The sequence below is a fragment of the Microbacterium sp. ACRRU genome (assembly GCF_022346945.1).
Classification (GTDB): Bacteria; Actinomycetota; Actinomycetes; order Actinomycetales; family Microbacteriaceae; genus Microbacterium; species Microbacterium mcarthurae.
Window position 1 is genome coordinate 45,047 of the sequence record NZ_JAKRNI010000006.1, and the last position, 13,577, is coordinate 58,623.

16 protein-coding genes are annotated in these 13,577 nt (G+C 70.2%); 5 read left to right on the forward strand and 11 right to left on the reverse strand.

Annotated elements, in window-relative coordinates:
* Positions 1-26 precede the first annotated feature (26 nt).
* Both MHY30_RS05355 and MHY30_RS05360 read left to right on the forward strand, forming a co-directional pair.
* Entirely contained in the window at positions 27-755 is a 729-nt protein-coding gene (locus tag MHY30_RS05355) for a GMP synthase (protein ID WP_239275784.1), read from the forward strand.
* An 87-nt stretch (positions 756-842) separates the two neighbouring features.
* On the forward strand, positions 843-1,670 hold the full coding sequence (locus MHY30_RS05360) for a tryptophan-rich sensory protein (protein WP_239275786.1): 828 nt from the start codon (positions 843-845) through the stop codon (positions 1,668-1,670).
* Positions 1,671-1,752: 82 nt separating this feature from the next.
* Here MHY30_RS05360 and treZ read toward each other — a convergent pair whose 3' ends face one another.
* From treZ to MHY30_RS05395, 7 genes are all read right to left on the reverse strand, one after another.
* Entirely contained in the window at positions 1,753-3,504 is a 1,752-nt protein-coding gene (gene treZ / locus MHY30_RS05365; RefSeq protein WP_239275787.1) for a malto-oligosyltrehalose trehalohydrolase, read from the reverse strand.
* 102 nt (positions 3,505-3,606) lie between these two features.
* The gene (gene treY / locus MHY30_RS05370) at positions 3,607-6,033 is read right to left on the reverse strand and encodes a malto-oligosyltrehalose synthase (protein ID WP_239275789.1); all 2,427 of its coding nucleotides are present in this window, start codon (positions 6,031-6,033) and stop codon (positions 3,607-3,609) included.
* Positions 6,034-6,039: 6 nt separating this feature from the next.
* On the reverse strand, positions 6,040-8,262 hold the full coding sequence (gene glgX, locus MHY30_RS05375) for a glycogen debranching protein GlgX (RefSeq protein ID WP_239275791.1): 2,223 nt from the start codon (positions 8,260-8,262) through the stop codon (positions 6,040-6,042).
* A 64-nt stretch (positions 8,263-8,326) separates the two neighbouring features.
* Positions 8,327-8,824: a glutaminase gene (locus MHY30_RS05380; protein ID WP_239275793.1), complete on the reverse strand. Its 498-nt coding sequence runs from the start codon at positions 8,822-8,824 to the stop codon at positions 8,327-8,329.
* Entirely contained in the window at positions 8,821-9,672 is an 852-nt protein-coding gene (locus MHY30_RS05385; RefSeq protein WP_239275795.1) for a transposase, read from the reverse strand. The genes MHY30_RS05380 and MHY30_RS05385 overlap by 4 nt, the downstream gene beginning before the upstream one ends.
* Positions 9,673-9,694: 22 nt before the next feature.
* Positions 9,695-10,372, reverse strand: coding sequence for a GTP pyrophosphokinase family protein (locus MHY30_RS05390; protein ID WP_239275797.1), 678 nt, complete (start codon positions 10,370-10,372; stop codon positions 9,695-9,697).
* Between the two features lie 42 nt (positions 10,373-10,414).
* Positions 10,415-10,552, reverse strand: coding sequence for a hypothetical protein (locus MHY30_RS05395; protein ID WP_239275799.1), 138 nt, complete (start codon positions 10,550-10,552; stop codon positions 10,415-10,417).
* A 118-nt stretch (positions 10,553-10,670) separates the two neighbouring features.
* Between MHY30_RS05395 and MHY30_RS05400 the strand changes: the two genes are divergently transcribed.
* Positions 10,671-10,997: a hypothetical protein gene (locus tag MHY30_RS05400; RefSeq protein WP_239275801.1), complete on the forward strand. Its 327-nt coding sequence runs from the start codon at positions 10,671-10,673 to the stop codon at positions 10,995-10,997.
* Between the two features lie 2 nt (positions 10,998-10,999).
* Here the strand turns inward: MHY30_RS05400 and MHY30_RS05405 are convergent, their stop codons facing one another.
* The gene (locus tag MHY30_RS05405) at positions 11,000-11,317 is read right to left on the reverse strand and encodes an ATP-dependent DNA ligase (protein WP_239275803.1); all 318 of its coding nucleotides are present in this window, start codon (positions 11,315-11,317) and stop codon (positions 11,000-11,002) included.
* Positions 11,318-11,425: 108 nt separating this feature from the next.
* Here MHY30_RS05405 and MHY30_RS05410 point away from each other — a divergent pair, with 108 nt between their 5' ends.
* Positions 11,426-11,743 (forward strand): hypothetical protein, encoded by a 318-nt coding sequence (locus MHY30_RS05410; protein WP_239275805.1) that lies wholly within the window; start codon positions 11,426-11,428, stop codon positions 11,741-11,743.
* Between the two features lies 1 nt (position 11,744).
* Here MHY30_RS05410 and MHY30_RS05415 read toward each other — a convergent pair whose 3' ends face one another.
* Both MHY30_RS05415 and MHY30_RS05420 read right to left on the reverse strand, forming a co-directional pair.
* Positions 11,745-11,999 carry a three-helix bundle dimerization domain-containing protein gene (locus tag MHY30_RS05415; RefSeq protein WP_239275807.1) on the reverse strand — a complete coding sequence of 85 codons (255 nt, stop codon included), beginning with the start codon at positions 11,997-11,999 and terminating at the stop codon, positions 11,745-11,747.
* Positions 12,000-12,086: 87 nt separating this feature from the next.
* Positions 12,087-12,632, reverse strand: coding sequence for a MarR family winged helix-turn-helix transcriptional regulator (locus tag MHY30_RS05420; protein WP_239275809.1), 546 nt, complete (start codon positions 12,630-12,632; stop codon positions 12,087-12,089).
* Between the two features lie 147 nt (positions 12,633-12,779).
* Between MHY30_RS05420 and MHY30_RS05425 the strand changes: the two genes are divergently transcribed.
* Entirely contained in the window at positions 12,780-13,259 is a 480-nt protein-coding gene (locus MHY30_RS05425) for a MarR family transcriptional regulator (protein ID WP_239275811.1), read from the forward strand.
* 20 nt (positions 13,260-13,279) lie between these two features.
* Here MHY30_RS05425 and MHY30_RS05430 read toward each other — a convergent pair whose 3' ends face one another.
* Positions 13,280-13,525, reverse strand: coding sequence for a DUF3072 domain-containing protein (locus MHY30_RS05430; protein WP_239275813.1), 246 nt, complete (start codon positions 13,523-13,525; stop codon positions 13,280-13,282).
* Positions 13,526-13,577 lie beyond the last annotated feature (52 nt).

Here is a 13,577-nt window from a genome sequence, read left to right on the forward strand (position 1 = left end):
CGGTACGACACGCATAGAATCCCTGGGTGACCGGTGGCTTCCTCTACGTCTGCGCGCGCCCGCAGCGCGACGCGGCGACGGCGGAATGGGCCTCGTTCCGCGACGGACTCGGCGTCGCCGACGACGACCTCGTCCACCACGACCTCGTGCGCGAGCCCCTCCCCGCAGACCTCGGCCGTTACGCCGGTGTCGTCGTCGGGGGCAGCCCGTTCAACGTCACCGACACGGGCAAGACCGACGCGCAGCTCCGCCTCGAACACGACCTCGAGACCCTGGCATCCGCCGCCCTCACCGGCCGCACGCGCGCGATGTTCACGTGCTTCGGCATCGGCGTCGTGACGCGCCTGCTCGGCGGGGCGGTGACCCTCGACCATCCCGAGGGCACGGGGCCGGCCGAGATCGCGCTCACGGCCGAGGGGATGCGCGACGAACTCTTCGGCATCCTGGACCCCCGGTTCGTAGCCCTCACCGCGCACAAGGAGGGAACGGCCGCCGTGCCGCCGGGGGCGACACTGCTGGCGAGCAACGAGGCCTGCCCCGTGCAGGCCTACCGGGCGGGCGTCTCGCTGTGGGCGACCCAGTTCCACCCCGAACCCACCGCCGACGCGTTCGTGGCCCGCATGACCGTGTACCGCGCCGCGGGGTACTTCGACGCCGACGCCTTCGACGAGGTCGCAGCGCACGTGCGCACCGCCTCGGTCGAGCAGCCGACCCTGCTGCTGCGCACCTTCGCCGCGCAAGCGCTCGCCGCCTGAGCGGGCGATCGCTCCCGTCGGGTGCCCGAACCTCCGCGCCGTGTCAAGCCGCCGCGCGAAGTGTCTAGCTTTTCTAGTGTTCTCACTATGAACGCGAGAGATCACGCAACCACCACGGCGCGAGGCTCGGACCTCGCGCGGCAGATCGTCGTCCTGTCGGCGGTGTCGTTCATGCTCATCGCCGCCGTCATCGGGTCGGGCGCCTTCGGCAACACCGCCGTCGAAGACCAGCAGGGCGGGGCCCTCGACACCGACGGGTCGTACCTCGCCCCGGCCGGCCCGGCGTTCTCGATCTGGTCGGTCATCTACCTGGGCCTGATCGCCTACGCGGTGTGGCAGGCGCTGCCCCGACAGCGCGCCTCGGCTCGCCAGCGAGCGATGGGCTGGCCGATCGCCGTCACCATGGTCCTGAACGGTCTGTGGCTCGTCGCCGCCCGATTCGGCACGCTCTTCCTCACCGTGGTGGTGATCGTCCTGCTGCTGGCCGCCCTGGGCTGGGCGTTCCGCACGGCCGTCGTCACGCGCGACCCGCGCGGCGGCGTCGTCGACTCCGTCCTGATCGACGGCGTCACGGGGCTGCACCTGGGGTGGGTGACGCTGGCCACGGTCGCCAACACCGCGGCGTGGCTCACGACGGTCGTTCCGCCGTCGTGGGAGGACGCGGCCGACGCCATCGGCGTCGCCGTGCTCGTCGTCGTCGCGCTCATCGGCCTCGCGATCGCGTGGCGCAGCGATTGGCGCGTCGCTCCGGCTCTCGCGCTGGCGTGGGGTCTTTCGTGGCTCGCGGTCGAGCGACTGACCGGCGAGCCGACCAGCACGCCGATCGCGATCGCCGCGGTGATCGTCGCTCTCGTGGTGCTGCTGCCCCCGCTGGCCGTCTCCGGCCTGCGCCTGATCCGCCCCTCCATCGACTGACCGGCCGAACCGCCTCCCGCCTGCCGAAGACAAGCGACGCCCCGCCCGACCCGAAGGTCCGGCGGGGCGTTCGCGTCGTTCGTCAGAGCGCGCGAGCGGCGATGGCGCTTCCCCCGGCCGGCACCGTGAGGGTGGCATCCTCCAGAACGACGCCGTCGACGGTCGCGAGCAGGACCCCCGCCTCGGATGCGACGGGCACCGACGCCTCGGCATCCGAGAGGTTCACCACGACGACGAGGTCTCGGCGCCGCAACTCGTACACGCGTCCGCCCACGGCCTCGACGGTGCGCGCCGCGAGCCCCTCGCGCGAGGGGTCGGTGAGTTCGGGCCGCGCGCGGCGGAGCTTCGCCAACTCGCGGTAGAGCCCGAGCAGCTCGGCGTGCCCATCCGTGTCGGGCTCGGACCAGTCGAGCTTCGAGCGCTCGAACGTCTCGGGGTCCTGAGGGTCGGGGACGACCGACTCGTCCCAGCCCATCTTCTCGAACTCCGCGACACGACCCTTGGCCGTCGCCTCGCCGAGCTCCGGCTCGGGGTGCGACGTGAAGAACTGCCACGGGGTCTTCGCCCCCCACTCCTCGCCCATGAAGAGCATGGGCGTGCCGGGGGCGGTGAGTGTCAGTACGGCCGCGGCGGCGAGACGGTCGAACGACAGCCCCTGCGACAGGCGGTCGCCGGCGGCGCGGTTGCCGATCTGGTCGTGGTCCTGCGCGAAAGTCACCAGACGCCACGTGGGCACCGCGTCGGGGATGGGGTGCCCGTGCGTGCGCTCGCGGAACGACGAATAGGTGCCGTCGTGGAAGAACCCGCCCACCGACACCTTCTCGAACGCCTCGGGATCCGCGAAGTCTTCGTAGTACCCGATGGTCTCGCCGGTGAGGGCGACGTGGGCGGTGTGATGCCAGTCGTCCGACCACTGGGCGGTGAGGCCGTAGCCCCCGGCCTCGCGCGGCAGGATGAGCTTCGGGTCGTTCATGTCCGACTCGGCGATCGTGGTCAGCGGGATGCCGCGGTGCGCCGACAGGGCGTCGGTGCGCTCGGCGATCTCCTGCAGCACGTGCACCGGGCGATCGTCGAGCAGGGCGTGCACGGCATCCAGGCGGAGTCCGTCCACGTGGTAGTCGCGCATCCACATCAGCGCGTTCTCGACGATGTACGCGCGCACGGCGTCCTCGTCGAGGTTGACCGAGTCGCCCCACGTGTTGCGGCTGCCCTCGCGCAGGTACGGGCCGAACTCGGGCAGGTAGTTGCCCGACGGGCCGAGGTGGTTGTAGACCACGTCCTGCACGACGGCGAGCCCTGCGGCGTGAGCGGCGTCGACGAAGCGCTGGTACGCGGCGGGCCCGCCGTACGCCTCGTGCACCGTGTACCAGAGGACGCCGTCGTAGCCCCAGTTCCACGTGCCGTTGAAGCCGTTGACCGGCAGCAGCTCGACGTGGGTGACGCCGAGGTCGACGAGGTGGTCGAGGCGTTCGATCGCGGCATCCAGGGTGCCCTCGGGCGTGAACGTGCCGAGGTGCAGCTCGTAGATGAGGCCGCCCGCGAGCTGGCGCCCGGTCCAGGCGGCATCCGTCCAGGTGAAGGTCGACGGGTCGAACCACGCGGATGCCTCATGCACGCCGGAGGGCTGCCGTCGCGATCGCGGGTCGGGGCGCAGGTCGTCGCCATCGCCGAGGACGAAGCCGTAGCGCTCCCCGTCGGTCAGGTGCACGTCCGCGCGCCACCACCCACCGGTGCCCGCGACGAGTTCGACGTCTTCGACGACGCTCTCGCCGCTCTCGTCCAGCCGCCGCAGTCGCACCCGGTCGGCCTTGGGTGCCCATAGCTCCATGCTCATCGCATCCTCTTCCTTCGTTCTCACGCGCGAGTCGCCAGAATTTGTCGCCTCAGGCCAGCCGCAGGCGACAAATCGTGGCGACTCGCGCGGGTGGACACGGCCTCAGGGACAGGCCGGTTCGTCGACCAGCAGCGCCACGGGCAGATCCTGCAGCAGGTCCGACAGCAGCACCGGGCCGCCGGGGAAACGGCGCCCCGTCAGCACGTCGACGGCGGGCACGGCGGGACGCAGCAGCACGGTGTCGCGCCATCCCCCGGCCGCGCGCAGACCGTGCGGCAGGCGCGTCGCGACCGCCGAGACGCCGCCGCGGTCGAACGCGACGACATGGTCGGATGCCAGCCCCGCGGCCTCGAGCGGACGGTACAGCGAGAAGCGCTCGGGGCAGTCGCGCCGCACGCGCAGCGCACGCGACGTGACGAGGAGCTTCGCGCGACCGCTCTCGTCCACGGTCGGGGTGTCCGCACCGTCGGCGTCGATCTCCGCGAGCAGACGCGCCCGTTCGCCGAAGTCGACGGCGCGGCGGTTGTCGGGGTCGACGAGCGACTGCTCCCACAGCTCCGAGCCCTGGTAGACGTCCGGCACGCCGGGGCCGGCGATCTGCAGCAGCTTCGCCGCCAGGCCGTTCGACCAGCCGTCGCCGGCGATCTCATCCACGAAGGCCCGGACACGCGCCGCGGCGGGACCGGTGGCGGCATCGACCACCGCGTGCATGCGCTCCTCGAACGCCTCGTCCTGCTCCCACCAGCCGGTGACCTCGGAGGCCTCGCGTGCGGCCTTCTCGGCATACGCGTGGAGACGTTCGCGGTACTCCGCCAGCCCGTCGGAGGTGGATGCCGAAGCCGGCCACGCGCCGACGATCGCCTGCCACAGCAGCGCGTCGAACGGACCGTGCCCGGTGGAGGCGATGCCGCGGAACTCCTCGAGCACCTCGCCCCACCGCTCCGGGATCTCGGCGAGCACCGCGATGCGCGCGCGGGTGTCCTCGCCGCGCTTGGTGTCGTGCGTCGACAGCGTCGTCATGGCCGTGGGCCACGACGCCTGACGACCGGCCTGAGCAGCGTGGAATCCGGGCACGTCGAGCGAGAACTGCCCCGGGTCGCCGCCGACCTCGGTGAGCGAACCGAGACGCGTGAAGCGGTAGAACGCGGTGTCCTCCACGCCCTTGGCCATGACCGGGCCCGTGGTCTGCTGGAAGCGCCACGCGATCTCGAGGTCGGTGTCGGCGAGGACCGGGACCAGTTTCTCGATGACGTCACCGAGTTCGGGGCGGCGGACCTCCGCCTCGCCCGCGGCGGCGTCGAGGTGCCGACGGCCGGCGGGGAGGTAGGACCGGTACACGGGGAAGCACGCGAGGATCTCGGCGAGCGCGTCCTGCAGCGCCTCCGCGTCGAACTCCTCGCGCAGCGCCGCGGGCAGCCCGCGCACGATGCGCCGGATCTCGGACACCTGGATCGTGTCGGCGATGCGCCGCTTGGTGTCGTGGATGAGGTCGTGCCATCCGGTCAGCTCGGGCAGATCGCTCTCGCGGCGAAGGCGGGCATCGAGTCCGTCCAGCGCGGCTTCGCCCGCGGGGTCGGTGAGCACGCGGTCGATCTCGGCGAGCGCGTCGTAGCCGGTCGTCCCCGCGGTCTTCCACCACGAGGGCAGGGCTTCGCCGTGCTCGAGGATCTTCTCCACGAGCACGTAGCCCGCCTCGGGTCCGCCGGCCTCGGTGAGCGCCGCGGACAGGAGGTCGAGGTACCCGCCGGGGTCGACGAGCCCGTCCGGATGGTCGACGCGCAGACCGTCGGCGAGGCCCTCGCGTACCCAGCGGAGGATCTCGGCGTGCGTGGCCTCGAACACCTCGGGCCGCTCGACCCGCACGCCGGCGAGGGTCGTGACGGCGAAGAAGCGACGGTAGTTCAGGTCGGCGGCCTCGTCCTGCCAGAACCGCAGCTCGAAGTTCTGCGCCTCGAGCACGGCAGCGACGGCAGCGCGAGAGCCCGCGGCAGCGGCATCCGTCCCCGTCCCCGGAGCGACCGGGAACACGTGGTCGTAGTAGCGGATGAGACCGTCGGGGGCGTCGGGGGCGGGGGTCGGGTCGTACGAGATCTCGTCGATCACCTCGGCGAGGTCGGCACCGAGCACGGGCACCCGCACCTTGCCGTCGCCGAACTCCCAGTCGATGTCGAAAGCGTCGGCGTGCGCGGACGATCGCCCTTGCCGCAGCACGTCCCACCACCACGCGTTCGCGCGGGGGTCCGAGACGCCCATGTGATTGGGCACGATGTCGATCAGGATGCCGAGTCCCTGCGCGCGCGCCGCGTCGGCGAACCGTGCCAGCCCTTCGGCGCCGCCCCGCGCGGGGTCGACACGCGTGACATCGACGACGTCGTAGCCGTGATCCGAACCCGGCGTCGCCTCGAGAAGAGGCGACAGGTACGCCCACGACACCCCGAGGTCACGGAGATAGCCCGTGACCTCGGCGGCGGTGTCGAGGGGGAAGGATTCGCGGATCTGCAGGCGGTAGGTCGAAAGCGGATGCCGCATTCTGGATCAGAGCTCCGGTTTGGGTGCCTGCCCGGGCAGGTCGTCGGTGGCGGTGATGGCGATCTGCGCGGTGAGCGAGGCGGCGACGGTGTGGTCGACCTCGGGCTCGGGCAGGTGGTGCTCGCGCAGCACGATGAGCGACTTCGGCTCGAGCTTCAGCGCCTCGCCGGGCGCGATCGGCTCGGTGTTGGCGCGCTCGCCCGCGGTGTCGACGTACACGTCCCACTCGGGCGAGTACTGGATCGCCGGCACGTGGAAGTCGACGGCCTCGTCGCCGGCGTTGAACAGCACCAGGAAGTGGTCGTCGCTGATCGTCTCGCCGCGACGGTCGCGCTCACGGATGCCCTGGCCGTTGAGGAACACGCCCACCGCGCGACCGAAGCCGGAGTCCCAGTCCTCGGGCTGCATGAGGGTGCCGTCGGGACGCAGCCACACCACGTCGGGGAGGTTGTCGCCCTCCTCCATCTTGACGGGCCGGCCGTCGAAGAACCGGCTGCGGCGGAAGGTGGGGTGCTCCTTGCGGAGGCGCGCGAGGGCCGCGGTGAACTCCACGAGCGGGTGGTCGATGCTCGACCAGTCGACCCACGTGATCTCGTTGTCCTGTGCGTAGCCGTTGTTGTTCCCGCCCTGGGTGCGGCCGAGTTCGTCGCCGTGCAGCAGCATCGGCACGCCCTGGCTCAGCAGCAGCGTCGCGATGAAGTTGCGCTGCTGCTGCGCACGCCGCGTGAGGACCTCGGGGTCGTCCGTCGGACCCTCCACGCCCATGTTGCTGGAGCGGTTGTGCGATTCTCCGTCGTTGTTGTCCTCGCCGTTGGCGTCGTTGTGCTTCTCGTTGTACGAAACGAGGTCGCGCAGGGTGAAGCCGTCGTGGGCGGTGACGAAGTTGATGGATGCCACGGGCCGCCGGCCGGAGTGCTCGTACAGGTCGGCCGAACCCGTCAGACGCGACGCGAACTCGCCGAGCGCCTGCGGCTCGCCGCGCCAGAAGTCGCGCACGGTGTCGCGGTACTTGCCGTTCCATTCCGTCCACTGGGGCGGGAAGTTGCCGACCTGGTACCCACCGGGGCCGACGTCCCACGGCTCGGCGATGAGCTTGACCTGCGAGACCACCGGGTCCTGCTGGACGAGCTCGAAGAAGGTCGCGAGCCGGTCGACGTCGTAGAACTCCCGCGCCAGGGTGGATGCCAGGTCGAAGCGGAAGCCGTCGACGTGCATGTCGAGCACCCAGTACCGCAGCGAGTCCATGATGAGCTGCAGCGCGTGCGGGTTGCCGACGTTCAGGCTGTTCCCGGTGCCCGTGTAGTCGGTGTAGTACCGCTTGTCGTCGTCTTCGAGACGGTAGTAGGCCTCGTTGTCGATGCCGCGCATCGACAGGGTGGGGCCCATGTGGTTGCCCTCGGCGGTGTGGTTGTAGACCACGTCGAGGATGACCTCGATGCCCGCCGCGTGAAGCGCCTTGACCATGGCCTTGAACTCCTGCACCTGCTGACCGTGGTCACCGGTCGAGGAGTAGGTGTTCTGGGGCGCCAGGAACGCGATGGTGTTGTACCCCCAGTAGTTCGACAGCCCCTTCTCTTCGAGGGTGGAGTCGTTGACGAACTGGTGCACCGGCATGAGTTCGATCGCCGTCACGCCGAGCTTGCGGAGGTGGTCGATGATGGCGGGGTGCGCGATACCCGCGTAGGTTCCGCGCAGCTCCTCGGGAACGTCCGGGTGCAGCTGCGTGAGCCCCTTCACGTGCGCTTCGTAGATGAAGCTCTCGGCGTAGGGCGTCTTGGGGTGACGGTCACCGGTCCAGTCGAAGAACGGGTTGATGACCACGCCCTTCATCATGTGGGCGGCGGAGTCCTCGTCGTTGAACGAGTCCGGGTCGCCGAACTCGTAGCTGAAGACCGGCTGACCCCAGTCGATCTGCCCCTCGACGGCCTTGGCGTAGGGGTCGAGGAGGAGCTTGCTGGGGTTGAACCGCTGACCGTTCGCGGGGTCGTACGGGCCGTGGACGCGGTACCCGTAGCGCTGTCCCGGCTGGATGTTCGGGAGGTACGCGTGCCACACGAACGCATCGACGTCCACGAGCTCGACGCACGTCTCCGTCCCGTCCTCGTCGAACAGGCAGAGCTCGACGCGCTCGGCGCCCTCGCTGAACAGGGCGAAGTTCGTCCCATTGCCGTCATACGTGGCCCCGAGGGGATAACTGGATCCTGGCCATACCTGTTGCACGTCGCTCACGATAGACCAGCAAAGTTTCCGCCCGATACGGGGGCACCGTCGTTGACAGCACCCCCCGCGGGCACTATGCGCGCTCGGGCGGGTTCTGCAGCAGATCGATGCGTTCGTCGAGGTACCGAGCGAGCGGCACATAACCGCCCTGCGCGCTCCACCGCACGGCGGGCTCGTCACCGCGCAGGACGAGAACCGCACCGCCGGTCTCGGTCCCGGTGGGATCGAGGGGATGCCACCCGATGTGCACCGTCTCGCCCTCCGGTACCCCGCCCCGATGGGCGGCGGCGGCGAGCTCGGCGCGGCGCCGCTGGGATTCGGCGGCGAACCCCCGTCGGACCTCGGCATGCGAGCGGACGATCTCGCCCGTGGCCAGGATCGAGTCTTCGGTGAGCAGGAGCACACCGAGGTGCCACGCCCGGCCGCGCTCCACGATGCGAGGAGCGCGAGGGATGCCGAAGAACCGGCGTCCCTCCTGCAGCTCGCCGAGCCGTTCTCGAGGCGCATCGACGAGACGTCGACGCGCCGCGTCCAGCAGATCGGCCGTGCGGGCGGCTCCCGCCGCGGTCACGGAGTCGCCTCGTCCAGAGCCGACCGGGCCTGCTCGAGGGTGCGCTCCGCGGCGGTCGCGTCCGCGCGCGCGGATGCCGTCTGCGCCTCGGCGGCCTCGACGGCGGTGTCCGCGGCATCGGCGTCCCGCTCGACGCGCGCAAGTTCGGCCCGCAGAGCATCGACACGCTCTCTCACCCGGTCGGCCTTCTCGCGCGCGGTGGTCTCGCGCGCGCGAGCCGCCGAGAGGGCGCGCTCGGCGTCGGAGCGCGCGCGTTCGGCGTCCCGCACGGCGCGCTCAGCGGCCTTGCGGGCGCGGCGCTGCGCGAGGTCGTCCCGCTCGGGAGGAGCGTCCGCCACCGTCGGGCGGTCCGGCACCGACCCGGCCACCGCTCGCGACGGGTCGGTGTCGTCCGCGAGGTCGATCGGGACGATCAGACGCCCCGTCAGCACGAGGGCGGCGGCATCGGGGTCGATGACCGCGGCGTTGATGGTCTTCTCCACCGCGTCCCGCATGGCCGGGCTCAACGGCGAGTCGGCCTCCGCGGCGAGGTCGGCCGCGCGTCGCGCGAGAGCCGCCACCAGCTGTCGGCGCTGGCGCCCGAGGCGCGTCAGCTCGGCGGCATCCGCGTCGTCCTGAGCCTCGCGCAGTGCGTGCGACAGTTCGACGGCCTCGGCCAGCTGCCCGTCGCGCGCCAGCAGGTTGACCGCCCACGCCGCGAGGGTGGGCTTGCGCAGCTTCGCGATGCGGCGCCCGGCCGCACCGCCCACCTCCTCGGCACGGGCGTTGCGCGCCGCGGTGAACTGCGCCGGGGGAAGGGCGAGCAGGTCGGCCGCCACCTCGTCGAGGAGGGTCGCCGCGTCGCTCATCCCTCCATTGTGGCCCGCGGAATCACAGCGGGACCACCCCGGGCCGCGGCCCGCGGATCTGTCGGTGCAGGCGCTCCATGCGCGCGTCGAGCTCCGCCGCGGTGTCGGCGGCATCCTTCAGTTCGGCGAGGAGATCTTCGGGCACGAGCCGGTCGTACTTGTAGTAGATCTTGTGCTCGAGACTCGCCCAGAAATCCATCGCGATCGTGCGGAACTGCACCTCGACGGGCACGTCGACGCGACCTGTCGACAAGTAGACGGGCACCTCGACGATGACGTGCAGGCTCTTGTACCCGTTCGCCTTCGGGCGGGCGATGTAGTCCTTCACATCGCGCACGGTGATGTCGTCCTGCTGGGTCAACAGCCGCGAGAGGCGGTACGCGTCGTCGACGAAACTGCACGTGATCCGGATGCCGGCGATGTCGGTGATCGCGCTACGGATGGCGTCGAAGTCGGGCTCGATCCCCTTGCGGCGCACTTTGTCGACCAGGCTGTCCGGCGACTTCACGCGGCTGGAGACGTGCTCGATCGGGTTGTAGGCGTGCATCTCCTGGAACTCCTCGCGGAGGATCGAGATCTTCGTCTCGACCTCGGCGAGACCGAAGCGGTACTCCATGAGGAAGCGCTGGAACTCGTCGCGCAGCGCACGCAGGGACGCACCGGACACCGTGATCTGCTGCTCGTCCAGCGGGTCGGACATGGCCCCGACGGTACCGATCGCGCCTACGAGGGCGCTGAGAGCTCACCCGCTCTGCGGAGTGGCATCCCGGGGGATGAGCTCGCCGTCCACCACGTCGATCGCCGTGAGCTGAGCGAAGATCTCGGGGAGCTCGCCCGGGTCGTCAGGGTCGGGAACAGAGGGGAGGCGGGGGTCGCGCACGGTGGCATCCTTCCGTGGTTGCCCCCACGATCGCAGAGCGGCAGGGCGCAGCGGGTGGCCTTGACACCCCGCTGCCGGACGCTTAGCCCCCGGGTGAACCGCCGGTATCGTGGTGGGCATGGGCACGATCTTCTACGGCGGAGGCGGCACGTCGGTCCACATCGAGGACCGCGCGCTGGCACACCTCAAGGTCGTCATCTCGACGAAGCTGCGTCGCGGCGAGAGCTTCACGCTCTCGTGGCAGCACCCCGAAGACCAGCCGCGGGGGCGCAGCACGCTGTGGCTGCATCCGGCGATCCCGCTCCGCTTCGTGTTCGACGAAGCCGAGCCCACCACCCTCAGCCGCGAGTGGATCGAACGCCTCGCGGAGTCGGCGAACTCATCGGGCGGCATCATGCTCGTGCCCGAGGACGTGGCGCCCGCCGAAGAAGCGCCCCGGCGCTGAGGTCAGCCCTCTTCGACGAGGGTGTCCTCCGAAGGTTCGGGCGTGATCGACAGGCCATTGGGACCGGATGCCGCGAGCATGAGGTCTTCCACCCAGACCCGGTTGATCCGCGGCTGACGGCTGCCGTAGAAGTGGAACTGGATCGGCACCGACGGGTGCATCCAGAAGCTGCGGCGACCGCTTCCGTCTCCGACCTCGACGTCGAACATGAACGACTCGGAGCGGCGCAGCTTGTTCATGACCACGATTCGCAGGTGCGCCAGCGTGCGGTCATCGATGTCGACGGCGTTCGCGACGGTGTCGTAGATGAATCGGCCCATGACAGGGAGCCTATCCGAGAGCGGTGTCCTGCCGCTGTGCGGTGCCACGTCACGGTCCTCGGAATCAACCCCCGGCGGAACGGCCCGACCCGCCGATACCGTGAAGCAGTGGGAACGCTCTACTACGGGGACATTGCGACCCCCATCGAGATCGAGGATCGTGCGCTTGCGCACGTGAAAGTCGTCATCGCGACCAAGCTCCGGCGCGGGGAGAGCTTCACGCTTTCCTGGACGCATGGGCCGGGTCAAGAGGTCGGTCGCAGCACGGTGTGGCTGCACCCCTCGATCCCCCTGCGTTTCGTCTTCGACGACCCCGAGCCGGCGCTGCTCAGCCGCGCGTGGGTGGAGGAACTGGCGAACTCCGCCAACTCCTCCGGCGGGTTGCTCCTCGTCCCCGAGCCGGGGACCGAGGAATCGAGCGCCTGAGTCAGGCGCTGCGCTGATCGAGGATCTCGCGCGCGCCCTCTTCGACGGCCGTGGGGATGACCAGTGGCCGCCCGGCCGAGAAAGCCTCCCACTCACGCAGCACGACGGTTTCGACATGCGCGGGGTCTTCGCCGGGGTAGTCACGACGCAAGCGCGAGACGACGGAGCGGAGGGATGCCACCGGCACACCATCGACCGCGTGGACGGCGTCGACGGCGGTCACGCGAGTGCGCGGCTCAATGGCGTTGTCGTCCATGCCCTCATGGTTTCACGGACCGAACACTATTCCTAATACTCAGAATTAAACTAGGCTTCCTAGTTTCTTATGCGGCGCGGGTATCCGTCACAGGGCCGCGTCGGCGTCGACCGGAACGCCCGCCCCTTCGGGGTGGGGGTCGACCTGGTCGACGGCATCCTGCAGACGCGCCAGGCAGGCGATCACCGTCGCGCACTCCTCGGGCGTCATGTCGACCACGGCCGCCATCATGCGGGAATGCATCGAACCGAGCGTCGCGCGCACCTCGGCATCGCTGGCCTCCGTGGCGACCACGTGGATGCTGCGACGGTCGGTGGGGTGGGGCACGCGCGTGACGTGGCCGGACTTCTCCAGGCGATCGATGATGGCGGTGGTCGACGCCGTCGAGACGCCGAGGTAGCGCGTCAGTTCGCTCGGTGAGACCAACCGGCCCTGGCCGGTGGCCCGGAGGAGATAGCGCAGAACGAGCAGCTCGTTCTCGCCCATCGACATCGATTCGCGCGTGCGACGCCGCATCGCCACCTCTGCCGCGCGGTACACGCGGAAGGCCTGCAGCACCTCGACGGCACGTCGACGGCGGTCTTCCTCGGTCACGCCGTACCAGTAGCGCGACGAATGCGAGCCGTTCTCCACCTCGGCATCCTATGTCAGAGAGGCACGAAGAGGCCCCTGTCTGTACGCGTGCCTGACAGGTACGATGGTGAATATATCGGAAATCTACTTGATCGAGACAAGAGATACACGGAACACGAGATATCCCGTCCGGGGGTGACGAAGCGAATGACCACCGAGCACGACGTGGTGAAGGCGATCGACAACCTTTCCGAATCGGGCGCCGCATCCGAGCGCATCGCTCTGCAGTCACTGGGCATCGGCCCCAACGACGCCAAGGTTCTGCGCTTCCTGCTCGACCGTGATCACAGCGGGGAGCAGGTGACTCCCCGCCTCCTCGCGGAAATGCTGGGGATCTCGTCTGCGGCCACCACCGCCCTCATCGACCGCCTCGCCGACGCCGGCTGGGTGGAGCGCATCCCCTTCCCGGGGGACCGTCGTTCCATCGTGGTGCGCGCCACGATCGACGAATCCTCGCCGGCGCGACGCCTGCTGTCCGTGCGCCGGGCGTCGGTGGCCGCGGCCGCGGCCCAGTTGGGCGCCCCCGAGCGCCGCGTCGTGAGGGAGTTCCTCGATGAGGTCGCCCGGGTCGAGACGCGAGAGATCGCCCGGCTCCGCCCCCGCGAGCAAGAAGCCCGCCCCGCCTGACCGGCGGGACGGGCGTCCGCTCATCCGTTCGTGCGGCCGGTCTCCTGCTGCAGGCGCTCGATCTGCTCGGACGCCTCCGCCTTGGTCAGATCGGCGGGGATCTCCTCCCCCGCCTCGCGGGCGAGAGTGTCGATGTAGCTGCGCTGCGGCGCGGTCATCGGCTCGTCGCCGGTGACCCAGTCGGACGGGTCCTTCTCCGCCGGGTTGGCTCCCTCACGGGGTGCGCCGAGAGTCTCTTCTTCGTGGTCACGAGGGGCATCGGTCATGGCGCCAGGCTAGGCGTCGGGTCATGGCGCTCCACCGGGATTGACAGGTGCG